General features: G+C 63.1%; 26 protein-coding genes. 10 read left to right on the top strand and 16 right to left on the bottom strand.

The genetic code is table 11. The features are described from left to right. Window positions 1–20 precede the first annotated feature (20 nt). Entirely contained in the window at window positions 21–1,577 is a 1,557-nt protein-coding gene (locus tag ACIPV6_RS02905) for a circularly permuted type 2 ATP-grasp protein (protein ID WP_400269444.1), read from the bottom strand. 110 nt (window positions 1,578–1,687) lie between these two features. On the opposite strand from ACIPV6_RS02905, the gene pepN reads away from it, so the two are divergent. Beyond that, complete coding sequence (gene pepN, locus ACIPV6_RS02900; protein ID WP_400269443.1) at window positions 1,688–4,291, top strand: aminopeptidase N; 2,604 nt, start codon at window positions 1,688–1,690, stop codon at window positions 4,289–4,291. 30 nt (window positions 4,292–4,321) lie between these two features. On the opposite strand, the gene ACIPV6_RS02895 is transcribed toward pepN, so the two are convergent. The 5 genes from ACIPV6_RS02895 to ACIPV6_RS02875 form a co-directional block, all read right to left on the bottom strand. After that, a complete protein-coding gene (locus tag ACIPV6_RS02895; RefSeq protein WP_400269442.1) occupies window positions 4,322–5,416 on the bottom strand; it encodes a biotin/lipoate A/B protein ligase family protein in 1,095 nt (364 codons plus the stop codon). An 86-nt stretch (window positions 5,417–5,502) separates the two neighbouring features. Beyond that, a complete protein-coding gene (locus ACIPV6_RS02890) occupies window positions 5,503–5,760 on the bottom strand; it encodes a type B 50S ribosomal protein L31 (protein WP_009358283.1) in 258 nt (85 codons plus the stop codon). Between the two features lie 151 nt (window positions 5,761–5,911). Then, entirely contained in the window at window positions 5,912–6,721 is an 810-nt protein-coding gene (locus tag ACIPV6_RS02885) for a TrmH family RNA methyltransferase (protein WP_397321813.1), read from the bottom strand. Between the two features lie 7 nt (window positions 6,722–6,728). Continuing rightward, window positions 6,729–7,514: a sulfite exporter TauE/SafE family protein gene (locus ACIPV6_RS02880; protein WP_400269441.1), complete on the bottom strand. Its 786-nt coding sequence runs from the start codon at window positions 7,512–7,514 to the stop codon at window positions 6,729–6,731. A gap of 20 nt (window positions 7,515–7,534) precedes the next feature. Then, window positions 7,535–8,320, bottom strand: coding sequence for an ABC transporter ATP-binding protein (locus ACIPV6_RS02875; RefSeq protein WP_400269440.1), 786 nt, complete (start codon window positions 8,318–8,320; stop codon window positions 7,535–7,537). Window positions 8,321–8,429: 109 nt separating this feature from the next. Between ACIPV6_RS02875 and serB the strand changes: the two genes are divergently transcribed. After that, the gene (gene serB, locus ACIPV6_RS02870; RefSeq protein WP_400269439.1) at window positions 8,430–9,323 is read left to right on the top strand and encodes a phosphoserine phosphatase SerB; all 894 of its coding nucleotides are present in this window, start codon (window positions 8,430–8,432) and stop codon (window positions 9,321–9,323) included. A gap of 536 nt (window positions 9,324–9,859) precedes the next feature. Then, window positions 9,860–10,228, top strand: a complete 369-nt coding sequence (locus ACIPV6_RS02865) for a hypothetical protein (protein ID WP_400269438.1) — start codon at window positions 9,860–9,862, stop codon at window positions 10,226–10,228. Window positions 10,229–10,290: 62 nt separating this feature from the next. Here ACIPV6_RS02865 and ACIPV6_RS02860 read toward each other — a convergent pair whose 3' ends face one another. The 3 genes from ACIPV6_RS02860 to ACIPV6_RS02850 all read right to left on the bottom strand — a co-directional run bounded on the left by ACIPV6_RS02860 (window position 10,291) and on the right by ACIPV6_RS02850 (window position 13,683). Then, the gene (locus ACIPV6_RS02860) at window positions 10,291–11,793 is read right to left on the bottom strand and encodes an ATP-binding cassette domain-containing protein (RefSeq protein WP_400269437.1); all 1,503 of its coding nucleotides are present in this window, start codon (window positions 11,791–11,793) and stop codon (window positions 10,291–10,293) included. A gap of 288 nt (window positions 11,794–12,081) precedes the next feature. Further along, on the bottom strand, window positions 12,082–12,834 hold the full coding sequence (locus ACIPV6_RS02855) for an SDR family oxidoreductase (protein ID WP_400269436.1): 753 nt from the start codon (window positions 12,832–12,834) through the stop codon (window positions 12,082–12,084). 123 nt (window positions 12,835–12,957) lie between these two features. Further along, window positions 12,958–13,683, bottom strand: coding sequence for a beta-ketoacyl-ACP reductase (locus ACIPV6_RS02850; RefSeq protein ID WP_400269435.1), 726 nt, complete (start codon window positions 13,681–13,683; stop codon window positions 12,958–12,960). Between the two features lie 154 nt (window positions 13,684–13,837). On the opposite strand from ACIPV6_RS02850, the gene ACIPV6_RS02845 reads away from it, so the two are divergent. From ACIPV6_RS02845 to ACIPV6_RS02835, 3 genes are read left to right on the top strand one after another with little or no spacing between them, the layout of a single operon-like run. Beyond that, complete coding sequence (locus ACIPV6_RS02845) at window positions 13,838–14,350, top strand: DUF3099 domain-containing protein (protein WP_400269434.1); 513 nt, start codon at window positions 13,838–13,840, stop codon at window positions 14,348–14,350. Continuing rightward, window positions 14,347–14,616: a hypothetical protein gene (locus ACIPV6_RS02840; protein WP_400269433.1), complete on the top strand. Its 270-nt coding sequence runs from the start codon at window positions 14,347–14,349 to the stop codon at window positions 14,614–14,616. The genes ACIPV6_RS02845 and ACIPV6_RS02840 overlap by 4 nt, the downstream gene beginning before the upstream one ends. Beyond that, on the top strand, window positions 14,617–15,483 hold the full coding sequence (locus tag ACIPV6_RS02835) for an SURF1 family protein (RefSeq protein ID WP_400269432.1): 867 nt from the start codon (window positions 14,617–14,619) through the stop codon (window positions 15,481–15,483). A gap of 38 nt (window positions 15,484–15,521) precedes the next feature. Here ACIPV6_RS02835 and ACIPV6_RS02830 read toward each other — a convergent pair whose 3' ends face one another. Next, entirely contained in the window at window positions 15,522–17,120 is a 1,599-nt protein-coding gene (locus ACIPV6_RS02830; RefSeq protein WP_400269431.1) for an ABC-F family ATP-binding cassette domain-containing protein, read from the bottom strand. 255 nt (window positions 17,121–17,375) lie between these two features. Here ACIPV6_RS02830 and ACIPV6_RS02825 point away from each other — a divergent pair, with 255 nt between their 5' ends. Genes ACIPV6_RS02825 through ACIPV6_RS02815 form a run of 3 tightly spaced genes read left to right on the top strand, consistent with a single transcriptional unit; the run spans window position 17,376 to window position 19,356 of the window. Beyond that, window positions 17,376–17,999, top strand: a complete 624-nt coding sequence (locus tag ACIPV6_RS02825) for a biotin transporter BioY (protein ID WP_400269430.1) — start codon at window positions 17,376–17,378, stop codon at window positions 17,997–17,999. Continuing rightward, window positions 17,999–18,721, top strand: coding sequence for an energy-coupling factor ABC transporter ATP-binding protein (locus ACIPV6_RS02820; RefSeq protein WP_400269429.1), 723 nt, complete (start codon window positions 17,999–18,001; stop codon window positions 18,719–18,721). The genes ACIPV6_RS02825 and ACIPV6_RS02820 overlap by 1 nt, the downstream gene beginning before the upstream one ends. Next, the gene (locus ACIPV6_RS02815) at window positions 18,718–19,356 is read left to right on the top strand and encodes an energy-coupling factor transporter transmembrane component T family protein (RefSeq protein WP_400269428.1); all 639 of its coding nucleotides are present in this window, start codon (window positions 18,718–18,720) and stop codon (window positions 19,354–19,356) included. Before ACIPV6_RS02820 ends, ACIPV6_RS02815 begins: the two co-directional genes overlap by 4 nt. Here the strand turns inward: ACIPV6_RS02815 and ACIPV6_RS02810 are convergent. Both ACIPV6_RS02810 and ACIPV6_RS02805 read right to left on the bottom strand, forming a co-directional pair. Continuing rightward, entirely contained in the window at window positions 19,353–20,528 is a 1,176-nt protein-coding gene (locus tag ACIPV6_RS02810; RefSeq protein WP_400269427.1) for a thiolase family protein, read from the bottom strand. The genes ACIPV6_RS02815 and ACIPV6_RS02810 overlap by 4 nt on opposite strands. Before the next feature lie 16 nt (window positions 20,529–20,544). Next, the gene (locus ACIPV6_RS02805) at window positions 20,545–21,933 is read right to left on the bottom strand and encodes a class I adenylate-forming enzyme family protein (protein WP_400269426.1); all 1,389 of its coding nucleotides are present in this window, start codon (window positions 21,931–21,933) and stop codon (window positions 20,545–20,547) included. Between the two features lie 61 nt (window positions 21,934–21,994). Between ACIPV6_RS02805 and ACIPV6_RS02800 the strand changes: the two genes are divergently transcribed. Further along, complete coding sequence (locus ACIPV6_RS02800; RefSeq protein ID WP_400269425.1) at window positions 21,995–22,897, top strand: neutral zinc metallopeptidase; 903 nt, start codon at window positions 21,995–21,997, stop codon at window positions 22,895–22,897. Between the two features lie 85 nt (window positions 22,898–22,982). On the opposite strand, the gene ACIPV6_RS02795 is transcribed toward ACIPV6_RS02800, so the two are convergent. From ACIPV6_RS02795 to sufD, 4 genes are read right to left on the bottom strand one after another with little or no spacing between them, the layout of a single operon-like run. Next, complete coding sequence (locus tag ACIPV6_RS02795; protein ID WP_144658786.1) at window positions 22,983–23,315, bottom strand: metal-sulfur cluster assembly factor; 333 nt, start codon at window positions 23,313–23,315, stop codon at window positions 22,983–22,985. A 13-nt stretch (window positions 23,316–23,328) separates the two neighbouring features. Next, window positions 23,329–24,114 carry a Fe-S cluster assembly ATPase SufC gene (gene sufC / locus ACIPV6_RS02790; RefSeq protein WP_400269424.1) on the bottom strand — a complete coding sequence of 262 codons (786 nt, stop codon included), beginning with the start codon at window positions 24,112–24,114 and terminating at the stop codon, window positions 23,329–23,331. A 43-nt stretch (window positions 24,115–24,157) separates the two neighbouring features. Continuing rightward, window positions 24,158–24,514 carry a non-heme iron oxygenase ferredoxin subunit gene (locus ACIPV6_RS02785; RefSeq protein ID WP_387438439.1) on the bottom strand — a complete coding sequence of 119 codons (357 nt, stop codon included), beginning with the start codon at window positions 24,512–24,514 and terminating at the stop codon, window positions 24,158–24,160. 37 nt (window positions 24,515–24,551) lie between these two features. After that, complete coding sequence (gene sufD / locus ACIPV6_RS02780) at window positions 24,552–25,853, bottom strand: Fe-S cluster assembly protein SufD (protein ID WP_400269423.1); 1,302 nt, start codon at window positions 25,851–25,853, stop codon at window positions 24,552–24,554.

The raw sequence follows: 25,853 nt of genomic DNA, 5'->3' as shown, positions 1-25,853 counted from the left end.
TGGGAAGAACGGAACGGCGCTCACTGCTGTTGTTCCGTCTGCCGGTCCCGCCAGTTGCTTTCCACGGGCCACACGGAAACCTGTTCGCGAACGGTCACTGATTGCCGTGGAATGAATTCGGACGGCATCTGCGGCGAATTGGCCAGTACCCAGGTGTCCTTGGAACCGCCACCCTGGCTGGAGTTCACAATCAGCGACCCCTCCTTGAGCGCCACACGGGTGAGTCCGCCGGGCAGGACCCAGACGTCGTCGCCGTCGTTCACTGCGAACGGACGCAAGTCCACATGCCGGGGGCCGAACTTGTCCCCGGACAACGTAGGAACCGTGGACAGCTGCAGCACGGGCTGTGCGATCCAGCCGCGGGGATCCGCGATCACGCGCTTGCGCAAAGCATCGAGTTCGTCCTTGGAAGCGTCCGGGCCAATGACCAGGCCCTTTCCGCCGGACCCGTCCACGGGCTTGACCACCAACTCCTCGAGTCGGTCCAAAACATGCTCCCTGGCTTCCTTTTCCTCAAGCCGGAAAGTGTCGACGTTGGCGATGATCGGCTCTTCGTGAAGGTAGTAGCGGATCAGGTCAGGGACGTAACTGTACACGAGCTTGTCGTCTGCGACGCCGTTGCCCACGGCGTTGGCGATCGTCACGCCACCGGCCCGCGCTGCATTGACCAGTCCGGGGCAACCCAGCATGGAGTCGGAACGGAACTGCAGCGGATCAAGGAAGTCGTCGTCGATCCGCTTGTAGATGACGTCCACGCGCTGCTCACCGGCGGTGGTCCGCATATAGACGCGGTTGCCGCGGCAGATCAGGTCGCGGCCCTCCACCAGTTCCACACCCATCAGGCCGGCGAGGAGCGTGTGCTCGAAGTAGGCGCTGTTGAAGACCCCGGGCGTCAGGACAACCACCGTGGGGTCGTCCACGCCCGCCGGAGCTGTCTTGCGAAGTGCCGAGAGAAGCCTGCGGGGGTACTCCTCCACGGGACGGATGTGCTGCTGACCAAACGCCTCGGGAAGGCCCTTGGCCATCGCCTGGCGGTTCTCCAGGACATAGCTGACGCCCGAGGGGACGCGGACGTTGTCCTCGAGGACGCGGAACGTGCCCGCCGCATCCCGGACCACATCGATGCCCGAAACATGGACGCGGACACCGCCGGACGGTTCGAAGCCATGCACGGCACGGTGGAAGTGCGCACTTGTGGTCACCAGTTGGCGCGGAATGACGCCGTCCACCACCACCGCCATGCGCCCGTAGACGTCGTTGAGAAAGGCTTCGAGGGCCTTGACCCGCTGCGCGACCCCGCGCTCCAGCACATCCCATTCGTCAGCCGGGATGACCCTGGGAACAATGTCCAGCGGGAACGGCCGCTCCTCGCCCGCATAGTCAAAAGTGACACCACGGTCGAGGAAGCTGCGGGCCATGGAGTCGGCCCGGGCGGTGACATCCGCCAAGGAGAGCTCCTGCAGTGCGCCGGCAACCTGACCGTAGGATTTTCTGGCGACGTGGCCGTTGGCAAACATTTCGTCATAGGCACCGCTGCGCGCGGCGGCCTTTGAGTAATCCTGGAAGAGGTCAGACATGGGAAATAGACAATCACCTTTTTGGGTCGAGCGCATTTCGCGCTGATTGTGTCGCGGTTTCGCGGGCCTCCCGCGTCGGGCCGCCACGTGACGCATGATTAGATGGCTGTGTGTCGAATCACAATTTGTCGCGCGAAGAAGCCGCTACCCGCTCAGCCCTGATCACTACCCATTCCTACGACGTCACCCTCGATGTCCGCAACGCGGCAGATCCCGCAGTAAACGGATACCCGAGCACCAGCACCATCGCCTTTTCGGCCGAACCCGGCTCGGCCACTTTCCTTGATTTCGTTGGCGGCCCCGTGGAGTCCGTCGTCCTCAACGGCCAGGCATTGGACGTCGCACTGGCAGTAGACCAGGACCGGATCATCCTTGAAAGCCTTGCGGCAGAGAACGTGGTTACGGTCTCCGCGACGGCCCTCTACAGCCGTTCCGGCGAGGGCATGCACCGCTTCGTGGATCCCGCGGACGTCAAGTGCTACCTCTACACGCAGTATGAACCGGCGGACAGCAGGCGCGTCTTCGCCAACTTTGAACAGCCTGACCTGAAGGCCGAATTCACCTTCCACGTGATCGCCCCCACCGGATGGGAAGTCGCCTCCAACGGAGTTGAGGTGGCGCATACGCCGCTCAGCGACGATCCGTCGGCGTCCCTTTGGGACTTCGCCACAACGGCCCGGATGTCCACCTACATCACCACCGTATTGGCTGGCCCCTACTTCAAAGCGACGGACCACTGGGGAGCAACGCTCGACGGCGGAACCCGCCTTGATGTTCCACTGGCCCTTTACTGCCGCGCGTCTTTGGCTGGGTCCTTCGATGCCGGTGAGCTCTTCAAGCTCACCAAGAACGGCCTCGCGTTCTTCAATGAACTCTTCGATTACCCCTACCCGTGGGGGAAGTACGACCAAGCCTTCGTGCCCGAGTACAACCTTGGAGCCATGGAGAACCCCGGTCTGGTGACGTTCACCGAAAAGTACGTCTACGCCTCACGGGCAACGGATGCCCAGTACCAGGCACGTGCCAACACGCTCATGCACGAGATGGCCCACATGTGGTTTGGCGACCTCGTGACCATGACCTGGTGGGACGATTTGTGGTTGAAGGAGTCCTTCGCCGACTACATGGGCACCTTGGGCGTGGACAAGGCCACGGACTGGGACACCGCCTGGGTGAACTTCGCCAGCAAGCGCAAAGCGTGGGCCTATGTCCAGGACCAACTTCCCAGTACGCACCCCATCGTTGCCGACATCCCCGACCTTGAGGCGGCCAAACAGAATTTCGACGGCATCACCTATGCCAAGGGCGCATCCGTGCTCAAGCAATTGGTTGCCTACGTTGGATTCGACGCCTTCATTGCCGGTTCCAGGCAGTACTTCCGCGATCACGAATATGGCAACACCTCCCTTCAGGACCTCCTGCGCGCGCTCAGCGACGCATCCGGGCGGGACCTTGCCGTGTGGGCCCGCCAATGGCTCCAGACATCCGGTATCTCCACGGTCGGCGCCGAGATCGTCGAGGACAACGGGATCCTGGGGGCCGTTACGCTGACACAGGATGCGGTGGACCCGCTGACCGGAGACCAGGAGTTGCGTCCCCACCGGATGCGGATCGGGCTGTACAACCCGGACAAGGACGGCGCCTTGGTCCGTACGGACAGTATCGAGGTGGATGTAGCCGGCCCGCGGACACTGGTGGGCGAGCTGTCCGGTAAACCCCGCCCGGCCCTGCTCCTGGTCAATGATGACGACCTCAGCTATGCCAAGGTCAGGCTGGACAGCGTTTCAGAGCAGACCGTCCATACGTCCCTGCACCGCATCCAGGACCCTATGGCGCGGGCCTTGTGCTGGACCGCCCTGTGGGACGCTGCACGGGACGGCGTGACGCCGTCGGCGCAATACGTTTCGGCCGTGGAACAGTTCGCTCCTGCGGAGAACGGCATCGGCGTACTCCTCAACGTGCTGGCCAACGCGTCCTTTGCCGCCGGGCGATACGTTCCGGCTCCCCGGCGGGACAAGGTCAGGTCCGGGTTCCTGTCCGTGGCAGCGCGCCAACTTCGCGCCGCTCTGCCTGGATCGGACCAGCAACTGGCGTGGGCTCGCACCCTGGCGGATGTGTCACGGCACTCAGACCAGGAACTCCCGCTGGTGAAGGGCATGCTGGAGGGCAGGGTGGTGATCGATGGCCTGACGGTGGACGCCGAGCTTCGCTGGAGCCTCTGGCAGGCGCTTTCGGCGCATGGGCAGGCTTCCCAGGAGCAATTGGACGCTGAGCTGGCCGGTGACCGAACGGCTTCGGGCCATGAAGGGCACGCGCTGGCCATGGCAGCCCGGCCGGACGCCGCCGTCAAGGCCGCCGCCTGGAAAGCCGCCGTTCTTGGCTCGGAACTCTCCAACGAGATTTTGTCGGCCACCATCAACGGCTTCATGGTGGCGCCTGCCGCGTTGCTCGACCCCTATATCGAACCGTACTTCGAGGCTCTTGAGACAGTGTGGGCGGAACGTTCCATCGAGATCGCCGGCCGGATTGTCCGGGGCCTGTTCCCCGCTTCCCAAGATCTCCCCGAGGGAACCGCTCCCGCAGCGCATCCCGTAGTGCAACGGACCGACCAGTGGTTGCATGAGCACGCAGACGCGCCCCGCGCCCTGCGTCGGATCGTCATCGAGCAGCGCAGCCACCTGCTGCGCGCCCTGACAGCGCAGGCAGCGGGCTGACATCCACCCTTGCAGAGGAGGCAGCCGGGGTCAGGGAACGCGGTTGAGCCATTCGGCGGTGCCGAACTTGGTGTCCACCCGTTTCCTGGCCTCGGCCAACTCGTCTTCCGTCAGGCGCGACACGACGGCACCGTAGCGCTCGGTAAAGACCTCCTGCATGGCGTCGATAATCGCCGCCCGGGCAAGGCCTGTTTGCCTCCTCAAAGGGTCCACGCGTTTCTTCGCACTGCGGGTTCCCTTGTCGGAGAGCTTCTCCTTGCCGATCCGCAGGACGTCCACCATCTTGTCCGCATCGATGTCATAGCTCATGGTCACGTGGTGGAGCATGCCGCCGTTCGCCAGCCGCTTCTGGGCCGCGCCACCAATCTTGCCTTGGTCCGTGGCAATGTCGTTGAGCGGCACATAGAAAGCACTGATGCCGAGCTTCTCCAGGGCGGCCATGACCCAGGAGTCAAGGAAGGCGTAGGAGTCGGCGAAGCTGATCCCGTCAACCAGGGTCTGCGGCAGGTAGAGGGAGTAGGTGATGCAGTTGCCCGCCTCCATGAACATGGCCCCTCCCCCGCTGATGCGGCGGACCACTGTCACCCCGTGCCTCGCGACACCCTCCGGATCCACCTCATTGCGGACGGACTGGAAGCTCCCGATCACCACCGAGGGTTCCGCCCAGTCCCAAAAACGCAAGGTGGGGTTCCGGCGTCCGGCGCCCACCTCCTCCGTCAGGACTTCATCGAGGGCCACGTTCACGGGCGTCGGGAGGACTGACGGAGGGATAACGTCCCATTGATGGTCCGCCCATCCCGTGGCCTTGGACAAGGCCCTTCGGACGGTGACCGCAACGGCGTCGACCGAGAAGCCAAACAACACCGCACCTTCGGGAAGCCGTGCCTTGACGGCTGACGCGATCTCCGCCGCCGAAGATTCAGCGGGGAGCCCGGTGAGAGCCGAGTTGATCTCCAGGAGTGCTTCGTCGGGTTCAAGGAAGAAGTCTCCGCTCACGGAGACATTCGCGAACCGGCCCTCGGCGACGTCCAGATCGACCACCACCAGCTTCCCGCCGGGAACTTTGTACTCCCCGTGAAGGTGCGTGCCGTCGTCGTTCATTTCCTGTGCGGGGAGGGAAGTCATGGTTTCCATCTTGCCGGAAAACGCAAAGGCCCGCATCGCCGGAAACCGGTGATGCGGGCCTACGAGAAGACTTGGGGTGAAGTGGGTTACTTCTTGCCGCCGAAGCCCTTGAAGCGAGCGTTGAAGCGCTCGACGCGGCCAGCGGAGTCCATGATGCGCTGCTTGCCCGTGTAGAACGGGTGGGACTCCGAGGAGATTTCGACGTCGATGACCGGGTAGGTGTTGCCGTCTTCCCACTCGATGGTCTTCGAGGAAGACACGGTGGACTTGGTCAGGAACTTGACGCCGGAAGCCAGGTCGTTGAAGACAACAGCTTCGTACTTCGGGTGGATATCAGACTTCATAATTGGACCTTTGTTCGCGCAGCTGGATTTTGCCAGCTGCCAGGTATGAATGGTGGTGGTCCGTAGATGCCATAACTCATTTCAACGTCCGGACCAACAAACAATCCTACCTGATGGTTGCCGCCTGCACGAACCAGGCAGCGAACCCGCCTCAGCCGTGTGGGCGGAGCTCCCAGAACGCCACGGCCGAAGCAGCGGCGACGTTGAGGGAGTCGACGCCGGCGCGCATGGGAATCTTCACCGCAAGGTCGACGGCGGCAAGCGTCCCGGCGCTCATGCCCGCGCCTTCGGTGCCGAGCACCAGCGCAAGCTTGGGGATCTCCCGGGCGGCCAGTTCGTCAAGGTCCAGGGCGTCGTCCGTGAGTTCCATCGCCGCGACAGTGAACCCTTGCTCCTGCAGCAGTGCCAGGTCCCCGGGCCAGCTTTCCAACCGTGCCCACGGGACCTGGAAAACGGTCCCCATGCTGACACGGACGCTGCGCCGGTACAGCGGGTCACCGCAGCGCGGCGAAACAAGGACTGCATCCACGCCGAGGGCCGCTGCGGAACGGAAGATGGCGCCGACGTTGGTGTGGTCAACGATGTCCTCGAGCACTGCCACGCGTTGGGCGTTGGCCAGCAGTTCCGGCAGTGGTACCGGGGCAGGCCGGTGCATGGCAGCCATGGCGCCGCGGTGCAGGTGGAAGCCGGTGATCTCTTCGAGCAGGGCGGCCTTGCCAATGAAGACCGGAACGTCGGGGTAGGCCTCAAAGACGTCCGTCAGATCCTCAAGCCACTTCTCCGCGAGGAAGAAGGACCGTGGTTGGTGCCCGGCGGCCAGTGCACGGCGAAGCACACGGGACGACTCTGCGATATACATTCCCTCTTCCGGCTCACGCAGCTTGCGCAGGTGGACATCCGTCAGCGTGGTGTAGTCGGAAACACGGGGGTCACTGGCGGATTCGAGGTAATGGAAGGTCACGGCGGTCTTACTTAAAGAGATTGGCGATCATGAAACCGAGGGCCACGATGCCAAGGGTGAAAATGACGCTGCGGAGGACTTTCGGGGAGAGTTTGCGGCCCACCTTCGAGCCAACCAGGCCGCCAATGGTGGAGCTCACGGCAATGAGGAGGACCACCAACCAGTCGATCCGGTCGAAGGCGAAGATCAGGTAAGAGATGGCCGCCACCATGTTGACCGTCAGCGTCAGGATATTCTTCATGGCATTGGCGTTTTGCATGGTACCGGACATGAACACGCCAAGGATGCCTACCAGGAGGATTCCCTGGGCTGCCACGAAGTAGCCGCCGTAAACGCCGGCGAGGTAGATGAGGACCACCAGGAGGATGCCGTGGCTCTTGTCCTTGAGGGCGTGCTCCGGGTTCTGCTCGCGGTTTTTTATCCACGCCTGCAGCTTCGGCTGGAACAGCACCATCAGCAAGGCCGCCACCAGCAGCACCGGTGCGACATAGCCAAAGACTTTCTCCGGTAAATGAAGGAGGAGCCAGGCGCCGGTAATGCCGCCGAGGAGGGAGGCCGGCATCAACTTCATCAGTTGCCTGCCGCGGCCCTTCAGTTCGCGCCGGTAGCCCCAGGCTCCGGCTGCGGTGCCTGCGACGAGGCCCATGGCATTGCTCATGGAGGCGACCACGGGAACCACACCGAGTGCAATAAGTACCGGGAAGGTGACCAGGGTGCCGGATCCAACGACGGCGTTGATGGTGCCCGCCCAGAGGCCAGCGAAAAAGACCAGGATGCTGCTAAGAATTTCCATGGTGAATGTGCGTTTCCGGCCTAGCGGCGGGCAGTGGCCGTGTAGCGGCCAGCGTTTTCGGTGACGTCCAACTCAAGGCCGAAGGTGCTGCTGAGGTGTTCATTGGTCAGGACGTCGTTGATCGGCCCCGCGGCCACAACTTCGCCTTCGCGCAGCAACATGGCATGGGTAAAGCCCGGCGGCACTTCCTCAAGGTGGTGTGTCACGAGGACCATTGCCGGGGAGGCTTCGTCCCGGGCAAGTTCGCCCAGCTTGTGGACCAGTTCCTCGCGTCCGCCAAGGTCCAGCCCGGCCGCGGGCTCGTCGAGGAGCAGGAGTTCGGGGTCGGTCATGAGTGCCCGGGCGATCTGGACGCGCTTGCGCTCTCCCTCGGACAGCGTGGCGAAGGTCCTGTTAAGGAGCGGACCCATCCCCCAGTCGTTCAAGAGACCAAAGGCGCGGCGTTCGTCGTCGCGCTCGTACCCTTCGCGCCAGCGGCCCGTGACACCGTAGGCCGCGGTGACAACGACGTTGAGGACGTTCTCGTGCTCGGGGATCTGGGTGGCGAGGGCAGCCGAAGAGAGGCCGATCCTGGGGCGGAGTTCGAAGACGTCCACGCGGCCCAGGGTTTCGTCGAGGATGCCGGCCTTGCCACTGCTGGGATGAAGCCGTGCGGCAGCAATCTGCAAAAGCGTGGTCTTCCCCGCGCCGTTGGGTCCCAGGATGACCCAGCGTTCGCCCTCGTTGACCTGCCAGTCCACTTTGTCCAGCAGGGTCTTTTTGCCTCGGACAACGCTGACGGAAGCCAATTCCAGAACATCACTCATAGCAGTAGACACTAGGACAAAATTGAACATGACTGATAACCGGCACTGGAGCCCGTTACCAAGTGAAACCAATTCGGGTACATATAGCCGCCTCGCTAGGATTGAGGCCATGACTTCCAACTTGGCTGCGGTCAGCTATGGCACGACATTGTCCCCCGAATCCCTTGATGACGTGCGGAAGGCACTCACGGGCGCCGGCGTCACAGTGTCAGCAGAATCACAGTCCGGTGACGAGCGCTACGCAGTGCATACCGCCGAACTCAACGTCGCCTCAGTCAGGGCAGAAGACGTGGCCGCGTTGCGCCGCACCGTTGCCGCGGTGGATGCTCCAGGTGTGGACACGGCACTGGTGCCCGCAAGCCTCAGGAAGGCGTCGCGGAAACTGCTCATCATGGACGTCGACTCCACGCTCATCCAACAGGAAGTCATCGAACTGCTCGCTGCCTACGCCGGCAAGCGGGAGGAAGTCGCAGCCGTCACCGAAGCGGCGATGCGCGGCGAACTGGACTTTGCCCAAAGCCTCCACGCCCGTGTCGCAGTACTGGCAGGCTTGCCGGTCGACGTCGTAAATTCCGTGCGTGCGGAGGTGCGCCTCAGCCTGGGCGCGGCAGAGCTCGTGGCCGCGTTCAAGGCGGCCGGCCATGTGGTGGCTGTTGTTTCCGGCGGCTTCAACCAGATTCTGGGTCCGCTTGCCGGGGATCTCGGCCTCGATTACTGGATTGCCAACGAGCTTGAAATCGTCGACGGCGCGCTGACAGGCAAGGTGCTGGGCGCTGTCATTGATCGCGCCGCAAAGGAGAAGTACCTGCGTGAATGGGCTGCAGCCGAAGGCATCGACATCGAGCACACCATCGCCGTGGGCGACGGCGCCAACGATCTCGACATGCTGGGGGCCGCGGGGATCGGCGTAGCCTTCAACGCGAAACCGGCTGTACGCGCCGTGGCGGACGCGGCCATCAATATGCCGTACCTCGACGCGGTAAGGCATATCGCCAACGTCTGAGCCGGACTTCCTCGCCGCTGTGGTCGAGGAAAACGATTGCGAGGATACAGCAATGCCCGTGTCCCGATTCTCCGTGGATGAATCGTCGTCACGAACTGCGGTTCCCGACACTTAACTGTTGTGTCCGGCCGCCATGGTCCGGCGGCTCGTTGACAGAGGTTCCTTCGATGAGGCGCTGCCTGGCGTCCCATCGATAACCCAGGAGCATCATGAACCATATCTTCACGACCGCAACGCCCCATGTGCCCGTCAGGACCACATGGACGACGGGACGGTAAGTGGAAGGTTCGCAGCGCACCTGGAAATGGTGGAGACGCCTCACTGAAGGTCCACCGGCCGACGGGTCCCCTGACTCAACAACAGGTTCTGCCTCCTTCCTGGACGAGGTCCTCCAGGAAGTAGACCCTGGCACGGGCACGCCTCATGGGAAGGCGGTGGTTGGGGAGCCGGGTTTCCTGGAGTTCCCGTTCCGCGAATCCACCACCGGTTACTTCCCGCAACCCTCCTCCAAGGTAACAGAACAGGAAAATCGGAATATGAGTTCACTCGACGAAGCCGTAAAGCAACTACTGTCCATCGAAGGTGCCACCGGCGCCGCCGTGGTTGACTACACCAGCGGTATGGCCTTGGCGCAGGGCGGAAGCCCCGGCTTCGATCTCGGCGTCGCGGCGGCGGGCAATTCGAACGTGGTCAGCGCAAAACTGCGCACCATGTCCGATCTCAACCTGGAGAGCGATATCGAAGACGTTCTCATAACGCTGGATAGCCAGTACCACTTGATCAACGTGCTGAATTCGGCCGGCTCCAAGGGCTTGTTTGTCTACCTTGTATTGGACCGCACCTACGCGAACCTTGCCTTGGCCCGACACAAGCTCAAGAACCTGGCCAAGGGCATCACCATCTAGCGTTCGCCAATGAAAAAGGGGTGGTCCCGCCTGGGACCACCCCTTCTTCATCTCACAACGAACTAACTCTTTTGACGCCGGGGCTCGCGAGACGCTGCCTCGAACTTCTCGCCCAACATGTGGTGGACCAAGACATCCTCGTTGGTATTCGCGTTCGCTTCTATGGAAACCATTTCGCCATCCCGCATCACTCCGATCCTGTGGCACCAGCCAACTAGTTCGGACAAGTCCGAAGACAGCAGGATGATGGCCACTCCCGTTTGGCTGAGTTCGTGGAGCATCTTGTAGACGATTTCCTTGGCGCCGATGTCGATGCCCCGGCTGGGGTGGCTGAGGATCAGGATGTCGCAATCGGTGGTCATCCATTTGGCAAGCTGCACCTTCTGCCGGTCACCACCGGACAACGTCGCAATGGTTCCGTGGATGTTCGTCGTGTTGATCCGCATGCGTCTCACAAGTTCAATGACACCCCGGAGCTGCATCACCTCGTCATGGAGGCTTATCTCGTGGTCCTCTGCCACCTGCTGAAGCCCGTCGGCAACAGTGGCACTTGCTTCGAAGTTGTCGTCGGTCTCGGACAGGAACCCGATCTTCAGGCGCTTGGCATCCTGCTGTTCCCTGATCTCCACTTGGTTGCCGTGCATGAAGATCCCGCCTGAGGTGCTCGGGGTGGTCCCTACCAGGGCGCCAATCAAGGGGTAGATCCCGGAGCGGTGCGTCCCCACGAGGCCAAAGATCTCGCCCTTGGCCACATTGAATGTGACGTCGCGGACCAGATCACCCACACCCAGGTTCACCACGCGCAGTGCCTCTTCACCGGTAGCCAGTTCCACGGGCCGGGCGTTGGGCTCCAGTTTCTGCTGCAACAGCAGGAAAGCGAGTTCGGCGATGTCTGTCTGATTCGCGTCCACCACGCGATGGACACGCCCATCACGCAGAATTGCGATGCGGTGGGCTATGGACCGCACTTCGTCGAGCCGGTGGGTGATATAGATGATCGCCCTGCCCTGATGGTTCAGCATTCGCAGGACTTTGTGCAGGACGGCAACGTCGTGGTCCGGCAAAGAGGCCGCGACTTCGTCCATGATGACAAGCTGGGCTTCTTCGGCAACCATCCGAAGAACCTCCACCAGGGTTTGCTCGGCACGGATCAAGGCTCCGACTTTCATGTCCGGATTAAGGTCAATCCCGGCGTCCAGAATCAATTTTGCCGCCTGTTCCCTTAATTCCCCGTGCGCTTTCCCAGCTTGGAACGTCCCGCGGAATATCGCCTCAGCAACCGTCAATTCGGGATCCACCCGAAAGTTTTGCGGAATGAGTCCAACGCCGCAGGCTTGGGCCTCATCCAGGGAATCGGGTGCGAACTTTTCGCCGGCGAGGTTCATACGGCCACCGTCATGTTTGTGAGCTCCGGCAAGTACGCCCATGAGTGTGGTTTTGCCGGCGCCGTTGGTTCCGATCAACCCCAGGATTTCGCCCCGGTGCAATGAAAAGCTGACGCCTTTGAGGATGCGCCGCTGGTCATAGGACGCACGGATATCGTCGGCGTGCAATAGCAGGTCCAAAAAAGCTCCTTGTTCGCAGAATCGCGGAGGGACTGGCAGGAAAAGCCCGTTGATGCGCACTGCCCAGGGCACAATACTGCACGCAACCACGGACGCAGGCGCATTGCAGAGTCAATCAGATGCCGAACTTTAATGCAAAATTAGAATCACGAAACAAGTTAATGAAATTCGTGACGAAAGAATGGCAATAATTTATAAAATTGTCATTGAGTGATGAGCGGCGGACGTTGGTCCGGTTAACGCGAAAGAGGCCCGGGACGCCGTCCCGGGCCTCTTTCGCGCGTGTCGCTACTGCTCGCTCTTACCGAAGTAATCGGCGCCACCAACGTATTCGGTGTGGCCCGATTCGACGTCGGCCGTGACCATCTTGGCCACCTCGGCGGCAAACTCTTCCACGGAGTACAGCTTTCCGGCCTCTGCACGGCGTGCCTCGATGGCTCCAGGGTTGGAACGGTCAAGCAAGGTGGCAGTGACCGTGCCTTCGATCATGTCGCCGGAAACGACCACCAATGAAATGCCCTTGTTGGCAAGATCGGGCAACAGGGCGCGGAGCGCATCCTCACCGGCCCTCTTGCTCTTGGCGACGGGCTCGTACTCAGGCATGGTGGGTACTGTCTCCACAAAGTGGGCCTGGTGGCTGGTGACAAAGACAACCCGCGAACCTTCCGGCATCAGCGGTACGGCCGCGTTCAGCATATTGATCTGGGCATCGCGGTTGAGCTTCAGCGCGTAACCCTCCTCCATGCCCGATTCCATTCCACCGGAAGCGTTCAGCACCAGCACGTCGAGCGACCCGAACTCCTCCATGGCGGCACTGGCCAGCGCGTGTACGCCTTCATCCGTGGTGAGGTCCGCGCCGACGGCGGCTGCGCGTCCACCGGCGGCCTGGATCCCGGCCACCACCTTGTTGGCCCGTGGGGCCTTCTGGCGGTAGTTGACGACGACGGCGGCACCCTCGCCCGCGAGGATCTTGGCAACTTCGGCTCCGATGCCGCGGGATGATCCCGTGACGATGGCAGTCTTGTTATCCAGCGTTCCCATACGTGCTCCTTTTGTTCACTTCATCCAAAAACTGTGGGCTCGGATTCCATCTTGCCAGCGCATGCCGGAAAGATGCTTGTGGAGCGCCAACAAAAACTGCCTGATCGTCTAGTTCGGCAACTGCTAGTGGCCCATGCCCAGTCCGCCGTCGACAGGGATGACGGCACCGGAGATGTAGGCGGCTTCGTCGCTGGCAACCCACCGCACCACGTTGGCTACCTCGGACGCCTCGGCAAAGCGGCCGGCCGGGACATTTGCAAGGTAGGACTTTTGCGTTTCCTCGGGGAGCTCGGCTGTCATGTCTGTGTTGATGAATCCCGGCGCCACCACATTCGCGGTGATGCCCCGGCTGCCGAGTTCACGGGTGAGCGACCGCGCGATGCCAACCATGCCCGCCTTCGAGGCTGAGTAGTTGATCTGCCCCGGTGCGCCGTAAAGGCCGGACACTGAAGAGATCAGGACGACGCGGCCCTTCCGGAGACGGATCATGCCTTTGGAAGCCCGCTTGATGACGCGGAACGCACCCGTGAGGTTCGTGTCCAGGACCGAGGTGAAGTCGTCTTCGCTCATCCGGAGCAACAAAGTGTCCTTGGTGATCCCTGCATTCGCAACCAGCACCTCAACGGGGCCGTGGGCTTCCTCGACCGCCTTGAACGCGGCGTCGATCGACGCTTCGTCGGTGACGTCGGCCTTCACTCCCAGAATGCCTTCAGGGAGTTCTGATTCGCTACGGTAGGTCACCGCAACCTTGTCGCCATTGGCCAGGAAGGACTCGGCGATCGCGAGCCCGATCCCGCGGTTGCCACCCGTGATCAGGACGCTGCGGCCGGTGGATACTGCTTCAGACATTCATTCGCTCCAGGTTCTGCGGCAGGAGTTTGCCACGGTGAAGAGGGGTTTTTCCTGCCTCGATCTTAGCCGCCGCACCTGGCAACGCGCGGGTAACCGGCCCTGCCAGCGGTTTGGGTCAGTACCACGATGGTGAGAGAATTGATAGGAGCCTTTGGAGCGTGATGATTCAGCTGTGACACGAGAGAACAGTCCCCTGCAGCAGGTGCCCGGGGATCCGGACCCTGTTTCCAGCGACCCCGAAGTGCACAGCATCACGGACGCCGCCACCGCACACTCCGAGGACATGCGTCAAAGGATGATCAAGTACTCGCTGGCCATGGGCATCCGCATGGTCTGCATCATCCTGATCTTCGTTGTTGATGGCTGGTTCAAGATCGTCGCGGTGGCCGGCGCAGTCTTCCTGCCGTGGATCGCGGTGATCATCGCCAATGGCAGCGACATGGCAGAGGACCACAGTGAGTCCTTGCTGGACTATGTTGCCACGCCCGAAATCGAGGGGTCGCAGCAACCAGCCGACGAAGAACCCGAAGAGACGGTCACCGTCCTCCAAGGGGAGCTGGTGGATGAGGATCCGGACCAGGACAGCACTCCACCCCAAGGCACCACCGACCACACACCATCTACGAAGGCCGGGAACGCCGGCGACGAACGGGCGGCTTCATGAACATCTTCACCCTCGGCGGCCTTGGTCAAGGCGACCAGGAAGCGGTACCGGAAAAGGCGCTGTGCTCCCGCAAAGGCTGCCGTGAGGGCGCGGATTGGCAACTCTTGTGGAACAACCCACGCATCCACACCCCGGATCGCAGGAAAGTGTGGCTGTCGTGTGGCGAACACCGGGCGTGGCTCGAGGACTACTTGCAAACGCGCGGACTGTGGAAGGACACCGTGCCGTTCGGGTCGGACGAGGCGCCCGTAGGCGAGGCCCGCTGAATGTACCGCTTCCTGTTCTCCAGCAAGTGGCTGGGCTATTTTGTCCTGGCCGTCATCTTCGCTACGGCTTGCGTGTTCCTCGGACGGTGGCAAATGGACCGGCGCGCGGAAACGCTCGCCGAAATCAACCGCGTGGTCAGCAACTATTCGGCCACGCCGGTACCTTTCGCCACCATCAAGGACGAGTTCCGCCAACTCGATCCCGAGCGCGAGTGGACCCAGGTGGAACTGCGCGGAACCTATGATCTCGACGGGCAGCGAGTGGTCCGGAACCGGCCGTTGAACGGCCAGCCGGGCTACGACGTCGTGGTTCCTTTCCGCCTGACCACCGGTGAAGCCGTAGTGATCGACCGGGGCTGGTTGCCGATCGGCAACAACACCCCGGGAAGGCCCGACGTCGTACCGTCGCCTCCCACAGGTGAGGTCACCGTGGTGGCCCGCCTCAAGCCATCGGAACCGAAGCTGGACCGCGGGGCCGTGGAGGGGCAACTGGCGTCCATCGATTTGCCCGGGTTCGCAGGTGAGTTGCCGTACGCGATCGAAACAGGCGCCTACGGCCAATTGGCGAGTGAAACACCGGCCGTGCAGCCCATGCCAACGCCGTTCCCGAAGCCGGCAACGGAAGAGGGCACCCATCTGTCCTACTCGCTGCAGTGGTTTGCCTTCGGCGTCCTGATGTTCATCGGGTTTGGCTACGCCGCCCGGCAGCAGGCGCGCAACGCAGCGATTGATGCCGAAGACGAGGACGACGAGGAAATGATGTCCGCCGCCGCTCCCCGCAGGCGTCCCGCACCTGCGCCTCGGAAGAACAAGCGCCGAACGTCCGAAGAAGAGGAAGACGCGATCCTGGATGCCCAAGGCTACTGAGATTTTTCACGATCCCGCCCAAACCGTTAGGGCCGGCCTTACGCCAGCGTGATCAGGTCCAGGTAATCCTCGTTCCAGTGGTCCTCGACGCCGTCGGGCAGCAGCACTACGCGCTCGGGGTTCAGCGCGGCGACTGCGCCCTCGTCGTGGCTCACCATCACCACGGCACCGCTGTAGTTCTTCAGGGCTCCAAGGATTTCCGCACGGCTGGCGGGGTCCAGGTTGTTGGTGGGTTCATCGAGGAGCAGCACATTGGCACTGGAAGCCACGATGGTTGCCAGGGCCAGGCGGGTCTTTTCACCACCGGAAAGCACACCGGCGGGCTTATCCACGTCATCGCCGGAGAACAGGAACGAACCCAGGATGCCGCGGACCTCGGCATCCTTCATGTCCGGCGCCGAGGAACGCATGTTCTCCAGTACTGTGCGGTCGTGGTCCAGGGTTTCATGTTCCTGGGCGTAGTAACCGACTTTGAGGCCATGTCCCGGGATGATGTCGCCGGTATCCGGCGCGTCCACTCCTGCGAGCATCCGCAGGAGCGTGGTCTTGCCCGCACCGTTGAGGCCCAGGATGACCACCTTGGAGCCGCGATCGATCGCGAGGTCGACGTCGGTGAAGATCTCCAGGGAACCGTAGGACTTGCTGAGGCCCTCCGCCGTCAACGGCGTCTTGCCGCAGGGCGACGGCTCCGGGAAGCGCAGCGCTGCCACCCGGTCCTGCTCACGGACAGCCTCGAGACCGCTGAGGAGCCGCTCGGCACGCTTGGCCATGTTCTGCGCGGCCACGGCCTTGGTGGCCTTGGCCCGCATCTTGTTTGCCTGGTCCAGGAGGACCTGGGCTTTCTTCTCGGCGTTGGCGCGTTCACGGCGGCGCGCGCGCTCGTCGGTTTCCCGCTGCTGGAGGTACCGCTTCCAGCCCATGTTGTAGTAGTCGATCTGGGCACGGTTGGCATCAAGGTGGTAGACCTTGTTCACCGTTGCTTCGAGCAGCTCCACATCGTGGCTGATGACGATCAGTCCGCCCTGGTGGTTCTTCAGGAAGTCGCGCAACCACGTGATGGAATCAGCATCCAGGTGGTTGGTGGGTTCATCCAGCAGCAGTGTTTCTGCGGACGAGTAAAGGATCCTCGCCAGCTCCACGCGACGACGCTGGCCGCCGGACAGCGTTTTCAGGGGCTGGTTGAGGATGCGCTCGGGCAGGGCGAGGTTGGAAGAAATAGCAGCCGCTTCCGCTTCTGCTGCGTACCCTCCGCCTGCAAGGAATTCGGCCTCCAGGCGGTCGTAGCGGTTCATGGCCTTGCGCTGGACAGCTGCGTCCTCGCTGGACATCTCCGTCTGGGCCTTCTTCAGCTTGCCAAGGACCACATCCAGGCCACGGGCAGAGAGGATGCGGTCCCGTGCCAACTGCTCCATGTCCGGGGTACGGGGATCCTGCGGAAGGTACCCAATCTCGCCGCTCCGCGTCACCTTGCCGCCTGCGGGAAGGCCCTCCCCCGCCAGGACACGGGTCAGGGTGGTCTTGCCGGCTCCGTTACGGCCAACAAGCCCGATCTTGTCCCCTTTGTCCACCCTGAAGTTGACCTGGTCCATCAGCAGGCGTGCGCCGGCGCGGAGTTCGAGTTCCTGGACGGTAATCAATTCGGGTGATGCCTTTCAACGGGGAACGCCTGCGGGGCCGGTGGGCCGGTGGTTGCGGCGGGGACGGCCATGAGAAGGGCCTGTCCAAGTCTACCGGCAGGCCGGCCAGGACCGGACATCGGGAGAAACTGTGCCACCCACCAAAGAATGCCCGGGTGCCTTTGTGGAGAGACTCCAAAATAGGTGCTCCCACGCCTCCGTATTCTCGAAGGGTGGGCCCCAACCCACCATCACTGCAGCTACCAAGGAACCCCCATGACTCAAACCAATCCGGCTCCCCCTGCGCGCACTGTCGCCCGCAAGCGGTGGACAGCAACGGACCTCGGCCTCATCGCCGTCTTCGCGGCCCTCGTGGCCGCTTCATCGATTGTCCCGGGCATCCCCGTGGGCGCCCTGGGCGTGCCGATCACCCTGGTGACCCTGACTGTCATGCTCAGCGGTCTGGTGCTGGGCGCCGGGCGCGGTTTTGCCGCCGTCGGGCTTTATGTCCTGTTGGGGCTGGCAGGACTGCCGATCTTCAGCGGCGGACGCAGCGGACTGGGCATCCTGGCAACTCCCTCCGCGGGCTACATCATCGCTTTTCCCCTGGCCGCCGCTGCGACAGGCGCCCTGGCTGCCGTGATCATCCGGAAGACGGTGCGCTTCCGTGCGCTCCTGTTGTTCGTCGCCTCCATGGTCAGCAGTGTGGTCATCATCCACGGGCTCGGCGTCCTGGGCATGATGGTCAACGGCAAGCTCGACTTCACCAAGGCATTCATCGCGGACCTCCCCTACTATCCGGGCGATATCCTGAAGAACGTCCTCGCGGTCCTCATCGCGGTGGCTCTCCATAAGGCATTTCCGGACGTGCTGGTACGCCGGGTCAAACAGGCAGGCTAATGAATTCCATCAACTTCAGCGGGGTCTCCGTCCGCGTTGCCGTGGACGGCGCGGCGACGGACAAGACCCTGCTGCAGGATGTGTCCCTCGGCCTGCCCGAACGGCGCATCGGTGTCATCGGTGCCAACGGTTCCGGCAAGTCCACTTTGCTGCGCCTGGTCAACGGCCTGGTGGAGCCGACTGCCGGGTCGGTAACGGTCCATGGGGAGGACACCGTGGCTGCCGTGCGGCGGGTCCGGGCCAACGTGGGCTTCGTGTTCACCGATCCGTTGTCGCAGTTGGTGATGCCCACCGGACGCGAAGACGTGGAATTGTCCTTGCGCCGTTCGGTGAAGAACGGACGCGAACGTGCCCTTCGGGCGGAGGCGGTCCTGGACCGGTTCGGCATCCTGCACTTGGCAGACCAAAGCATCTATGAACTCTCCGGCGGCGAGCGGCAATTGTTGGCCCTGGCAGCCGTCCTTGCAGTCAATCCCAAAGTGTTGGTCCTCGACGAACCGTCAACCTTGCTGGACCTGCGGAACCGTGAGCTGCTTCGGCGCACCATTGCCGGGCTCGAACAGCAGGTCGTCATGTCCACCCATGACCTGGAACTCGCCCAGGACATGGACCGTGTCCTGGTGGTCGAGTCGGGCCGGATCGTCTTCGACGGCGTCCCCGCCGCGGCCATTGCCCATTACCGGGAGCTTTGTGCGGCCAGCATCAACGGGACCATGCCGTGAGGGGCCACGGCTTCCTCATCGCGAACTACGTCCAAGGGGACTCGCTGATCCACAGGACTCCCTTGTGGTTGAAGTTCCTGGTGGTGGCGGCCTGCGGGGCCGCGTCCTTCCTCATTGTCGACTGGGCTGTTTCGCTGGCGGTCTTCGGGGCCATGTGCGCCCTGTTCCTGCTAAGCGGTGCCGGCCTCCGCCGCCTTGTGCGCGTGATCTGGATGGTCACGCCGATAGTGGCAGTCATCGGATTGTTCCAATGGTGGCAGCTTGGCGGCCCCACTGCTGCCAGGATTGTGCTGAATGTCCTGGTGTGCGTCGTCGCTGCCTCTGTTCTGACGGCCACAACACCGGTACAGAAGTTGCTCGACGGTGTGGTTTCGCTGGCCCGGCCCTTCCAACGCTGGGGCGCGGATCCCGAGCGCTTCGCGCTGACCATCGCCATCATGCTCCGAAGCATCCCCTTCATTGCCGGCGCGTTCGCCGATGTCCGGGACGCCGCGAGGGCCCGCGGACTTGAGCGCAGCCCGCGCGCATTGGTGCTTCCCGTCTTCATCACCACTGTGGCCTATGCCCGCCAAACTGGAGACGCACTTGCTGCCAGGGGTCTTGGCGAACCTGACGAGGAACCAGAACGCCGCTAGAACCTCGCGTATCGCAGCAGGGCTGAGGTCCCCATACCCCCGGCAATGCTGATCATCGCCAGCCCCAGGGACTCAACACCGTCGGAGTGGTAGCGAGCCCTGGCCTGGGCCATCAACCGCGTGACCAGCACGGCACCGGACGCGCCGTAAGCATGTCCCAGAGCCAGCGCTCCCCCCTCCAGGTTGGCTGCCGCCGGGTCGATCCCCAGCTGGTCCAGGCAGGCGATGGTCTGGGAGGCAAACGCCTCGTTGAATTCCACGAGGTCCACGTCCCCGGCCGAAAGGTCCGCGCGGGCCAGGAGCCGTTCGGCAGCATGGGCGGCGCCAATGCCCAGTAACTCCGGATCCACCCCTGCGGTATCGCAGTCCAGGACCAGCAGGGCGTCCTGCGCCCCCATCGACCGTGCCCGGTCAAGCGAAGTAACAACGACGGCGGAGGCCGCGTCAGCGTCAAAGCACGAGTTCGCCGCGGTAACCGTTCCGCCAGGGACGAACGCCGCCGGGAACCGCGCCATCAGGGACGAGTTGAGCGACTTCCTGGGTCCGTCGTCCTGGGCGACAGTCGTTCCAGCGCTGGCCAGGGGCACTATTTCGCCCTCGAAGCGGCCGGCCGCGGAAGATGCGACGGCACGGCGGTGGCTTTCCAGCGCGTAGGCATCCTGCCGTTCCCGATCGATGCCGAAGTGACTGGCCACATTCTCGGCGGCCACCCCCATATCGGGGTCGCCAAATTCGCTTGGCACAAAGCTGGCCCTGGAGTAGAAGTCCAGGCCGCCGTCGTCGTTCCGGTTGGCGCGTGCGGGCGCCGTACTGACGCTTTCCACTCCGCCTGCGATGAAGAGCGGGCTGTCCCCGGCGGCAACCAGTCGAGCCGCCACTGATATCGCATCAAGGCCCGAACCACATTGCCGGTCGATGGTCATGCCGGGAACGCTGACGGGGAAACCTGCCTGGAGCGCAGCGAACCGGGCCACGTTGCCGCCACCCCCCACTGCGTTGCCAATGATGACGTCGTCCACCACAGCCGGGTCCAGGCGGGCGTCCTCCACCAGGGCCGCCAGCACCGGAGCCAGCAGATCCCCGGCCCGCAGGTGTTGGAGCCGGCCGTTGGCTCGGCACACGGGCGTCCGCAACGCCGCAATGATGACGGCCTGCCGGGACGGATCGGACATGCCCCGGCTGTCTGCCTTAGCCAAGGGGCTGGACCCGAGGATCGTGGTTCTTGATCCAATCCAGAAGCACCTTGCGGCTCACCTTGCCCCGGTCCGTCATGGGCAGCTCGGTCATGACGAAGTACTGCAGCGGCCATTTGTCCCGTGGCAATAGTCCATCCAGGCCCGTGCGGAGCTGTGTAGCTGTGACAGCACCATACGCGGGCACGATTCCCGCAACCACCCGCTGGCCCCTGATGTCATCCGGAGCCCCGGCCGCAACGGCGGATTCAATGCCCGGCACTGAAGCGAGGGCGAGCTCCACCTCGTGCGGGTACACGTTCTTGCCTGCGGTGATGATCATGTCCGCCCGCCGGCCGAGGATGTGCAACGTGCCATGATCCACGTAGCCTTGGTCCCCCACCGTGTACCAACCGTCGAGGCAGCGAAGGGCCTGGCCGTCATCGCCCCACAGGTAGCCGTTGCTGACCATGCCGCTGCGGACGCTGATGTTTCCATGCTGTCCGGGCTCGAGCTCGTTCCCGGCGTCATCAAGGATCCGGACGTCCACACCAGGGAACGGGCGCCCAATGCCGGTCCCGCCAATGTCCAACGGCTCCCCCGCGGCCAGCCGGGTGCCGGACACAAAGCTCAGTTCAGATGCACCGTAGTACTCGAAAATCACCGCGTTCGGAGCCCAGCGGCGGGCCGCCTCCAACGTGCGGGCATCGAGCTTGGAACCGGCGGAGACGATGCTGCGGATCCCCGAGGCGTCCACATCGCCGGCCAGGCCGCGTTCGCTGAGGAGGCGGAGCATGGTGGGGGCCAACACGAGCCTGGTGATGCCGTCGTGGCTGATGGCCGCGTGGGCGTCGCCAACATCGAAGGTGTCCAGGGTATGGAACGAGGCTCCCGCGTAAAGGCACTCGGACAATGCGTAGAGGTTCAGGGATGCCGACAGCGGCCCGGGAGCGAGTGTACGGTCGTCCTGTTCCAAGCCGAAAAATTCGATGGAGGCCTCGAAGGAGACCTGCCAGGAACGGCGCGAACGGGTGAAGGCCTTGGGAATGGAGGTAGTGCCGGAGGTCAGTCCAATGAGGAAGGTGCTGGCGGGATCGCCGTCCACCAGTTCCATGGCGGCAATCGTCTCCGAGTCCTGGACCCTCGCGGCCACCTCCTCAACCATGGCCCCAGGCCACGCTGGGTCGAGGACGGCACAACGGCGCGTCCCGGCCACCGCGGCAACGTAGCGTTCGATGAAGGGGACGGAGTTCTGTTCGGCCAGCACCGTAGTGGCCCGGGTATCCAGAAGGTCCGTGGCAGAGTCGCGGAGTTCCGCCCAGGTGAGCCGCCTGCTTCCCACAACCACGGCCGTGTGGTGCGGGCGTTCATCGGCCCAGAGCTGAAGTTTGTCCAGGAAAGGCATCCCAGCAATTTTACGGCAGTGTCCGCGGTCCGGCATCAATGGTGACGTCTATTCTGGCTCTATGAGTTTCAATGACGGCGCACAGCTTGACCCCTCACAGGTTGAAGACAGACGCGGCAGCGGCATAGGACGCGGAACCAAGATCGGAGGCGGAATCGGGGGCGGTATTGTGGCCCTCCTGCTCGTGCTCTTGGGAGTGAATCCCAACATCCTCGGTGACATCACCGGTGGCGGCCAGCCGCCCGCCGTCGAAAGCGGAACTGGAACAGGCGGCGTCCAGGAATGCCAGACCGGGGCAGACGCCGACAAACGCCTTGACTGCCGCATCACGGGCACAGTCAACAGCCTCAACGCCTTCTGGCCGGACTACCTGGCGGACTACAACGTCAAGTACTCACGGCCCGGGACCGTCATTTTCGACCAGGTGACATCCACGGGATGCGGACAGGCAACCACTGAGGTAGGGCCGTTCTATTGCCCGGCAGACGTCAAGGCCTACTTCGACCCAGGATTCTTCGACGAACTCGTCACGCGCTTCGGATCCTCCGGAGGTCCCTTGGCGCAGGAGTACGTGGTGGCGCACGAATTCGGGCACCACATCCAGAACATCCTCGGCAACCTCGACCGGGCACAGCAGGATCCGCAGGGCCCCCAGTCCGGCGGAGTGCGGGTGGAACTCCAGGCCGATTGCTACGCCGGCCTGTGGGTGCGGTATGCCTCCACCCAGGCCGACCCGGCCACTGGGAAACCGTTCCTGGACCCGATCACCCAGCAGGACCTGCAGGATGCTTTGTCTGCGGCATCTGCCGTGGGCGACGACCGCATCCAGAAAGCGGCCACCGGGAGGGTCTCACCGGAATCCTGGACCCATGGCTCCAGCGAACAGCGGCAGAAGTGGTTCTCGCAGGGATACTCAACGGGCGACATCAACAAGTGCGACACCTTCGGTGTCGCCAATCCGTAGTCGGCCGCTTAAGCGGAAATGGTTCCGGGCATAAATAGCCCGGAACCATTTCTTTTTGCCCGCACACCGCGGGGCAGCCTGCTAATCAGATGTTGAAGCCGAGGGCCCGCATCTGGTCCTTGCCGTCGTCGGTGATCCGCTCGGGACCCCATGGCGGCATCCATACCCAGTTCAGGCGCCAGTCATCGACGATGCCGTCCAAAGACTTGCCAACCTGCTCTTCCAACACGTCCGTCAGCGGGCAAGCCGCCGTGGTGAGTGTCATGTCGATCAGAAGGGCGCCGTCGTCGTCCGAGTACTTCAGGCCGTAAAGCAGGCCCAAGTCAACGACGTTGACCCCCAACTCGGGGTCGATGACGTCCTTGAGCGCTTCCTCGACATCTTCGAGGCTGGTGCGCGCAGCGTTGATTTCGGTCATAAGGTGATCCTAACTAGGCCTGTGCGGCAGGAGCAACAGCGACGCCGGCGCCGGTGGCGTAGCGGTCGTAGCCTTCTTCTTCGAGGCGGTCGGCGAGCTCGGGGCCGCCTTCTTCGACCACCTTGCCGTCAACGAAGACGTGCACGAAGTCCGGCTTGATGTAGCGGAGGATACGGGTGTAGTGCGTAATGAGCAGCGTGCCCATGTTGCCCTGGGCGTGTGCCCGGTTGACGCCTTCGGAAACGACCTTGAGGGCGTCGACGTCCAGGCCGGAGTCGGTTTCGTCGAGCACGGCGAACTTGGGCTTGAAGAGCTCGAGCTGAAGGATCTCGACGCGCTTCTTCTCGCCGCCGGAGAAGCCTTCGTTGACGTTGCGTTGGGCGAAGTCGGCGTCGATGCGCAGCTGTTGCATGGCTGCCTTGACGTCCTTGGTCCACGTGCGGAGGGCAGGTGCTTCACCGTCGATGGCGGTCTTGGCAGTGCGCAGGAAGTTGGTCATGGTGACACCCGGAACCTCCACGGGGTACTGCATGGCGAGGAAGACGCCTGCACGGGCGCGCTCGTCGACGCTCATCTCCAGGACGTCTTCGCCGTCCAGGGTGATGCTGCCGCTGGTCACCGTGTAGCGCGGGTGGCCGGCGATGGTGGAAGCAAGGGTGGACTTGCCGGAGCCGTTGGGACCCATGATGGCGTGGGTTTCGCCGGTCCTGATGGTCAGGCTGACGCCCTTCAGGATCTCCTTGGTGCCCTGCTCCGTCTCGATGCTGACGTGCAGGTCCTTGATCTCAAGAGTAGACATGCTCTTCTTTCTTTCCGTTCGTAAGTCTGGCGGTACTGGGCGCTCAGTAGTTGTTTACGGGAGCGCCGTTCACAACGTTGGTCACGTCCACGTAGACATCGTCGCCATCGATGGTGACGGCGAAAACCGGGACGGGGTCGTAGGCCGGCAACTGCAGGGGCTGGCCGCTGCGCAGATCGAACTGGGAACCATGGCCCCAGCATTCGATCGCGCAGCCTTCGATTTCTCCTTCGGACAACGAGATGTCAGCGTGCGAGCAGGTGTCTCCGACGGCGTGGATTTCGCCCATCGAGTCCTTCACGATGGCTACGGGGTAGTCGTCGATCAGGACGCGCAACGCCTGCTTGACCTTGATGTCGTTGGCGTTGCACACCAGTTCGCCCTTGATGTGATCACTCATGGTTGTCCTGTTGGCCTGTCCTGGTTGTCGGTAGACGTTAGTTGTCGGTTGCAGCGAGCTCGCGCTCAACGGCTTCGGTCAGCCGGTCCTCGATGGCCGGAACCTTGATCTTCTGGATGATCTCGTTGAGGAAGCCACGGACCACGAGCCTGCGGGCAACGTCTTCCGGAATACCGCGCGCCATCAGGTAGAAGAGGTGCTCGTCGTCGAAACGGCCCGTGGCGCTGGCGTGGCCCGCGCCTTCGATGAGGCCCGTCTCGATTTCGAGGTTCGGCACGGAGTCCGCACGGCAGCCATCGGTCAGCACCAGGTTCTGGTTCTTCTCGTAGCTGTCGGTGCCTTCGGCGTTCTTCTGGATCAGGACATCGCCCACCCATACGGTGTGCGCACCCTTGCCCTGCAGCGCGCCCTTGTACAGCACGTTGGAGACGCAGTTGGGCTGCCCGTGGTCAACGTACGTGCGGTGTTCAAGGTGCTGGCCGGCGTCGGCGAAGTACAGGCCGAAGAGTTCCACTTCGCCGCCGGGGGCTGCGAAGCGGGCCGTCGGCGTGACGCGGACGAGGTCGCCACCGAGGCTGACGACGATGTGCTTGAACTTGGCGTCACGGCCGATCTTTGCCTGCTGCGAGGAAGCGTGAACGGAATCGTCGTTCCATTCCTGCAGCGAAACGACGGTGAGTTCTGCGCCGTCTTCGAGGATGATCTCCACGTTCTCGGACACGACGGCGGTGCCTTCGTGGCCCAGGACCAGGACGGCCTTGGAGAACTTCTCCGCAACCACTACCACGTGCTGGGCGGCGGCATCCGTGCCGGAACCCGCGAGGGTGACACTGATCTCCGATTCGAGGGAGGTCTCCGAGGGAACCGTGATGACGGTGGCTTCCTTGAAGTTGGCCCAGGCGTTCGCGGAGACGCGGTCCTCGGGAATGCCTGCCTGGCCAATGCGCTGGTCTTCCCGACCCACGGTCTCAACCGTCACGCCGGCGGGGGCGTTGACGGACACGGCCGGAGCAGCACCGGTCAGGGCTTCGCTGTGCAGTCCGCGGAGGCGGCGCAGCGGCGTGAACCGCCAGTCCTCTTCGAGGCCCGTCAGTGCCTTGAAGTCTTCCACGTTGTAGGACGTCAAGCGTCCTGCGCGTGAGCTGTCCGGGACGCCGACGCCGCCGCCGTGCGAGTGGCCCTTCGCCGATGCACCGGCGACGGGTCCCGCAGAAGGCTGTTCCGTCGTCGAGCCGGCGTTGATCGGCGAGAGGTTCTCGCCTTCTTCGGTGAAGCCGTCGATAAAGGGCTGTGCTGAGGGCGCGCCGATGCGTGCCTTTTCAGTAGTGATATCAGTCAT

The sequence above is a fragment of the Paenarthrobacter sp. NPDC089988 genome, from assembly GCF_044748465.1.
Classification (GTDB): Bacteria; Actinomycetota; Actinomycetes; order Actinomycetales; family Micrococcaceae; genus Arthrobacter.
Note: the sequence above shows the minus strand (reverse complement) of the source record. Positions and strands in the feature narration are given on the sequence as shown.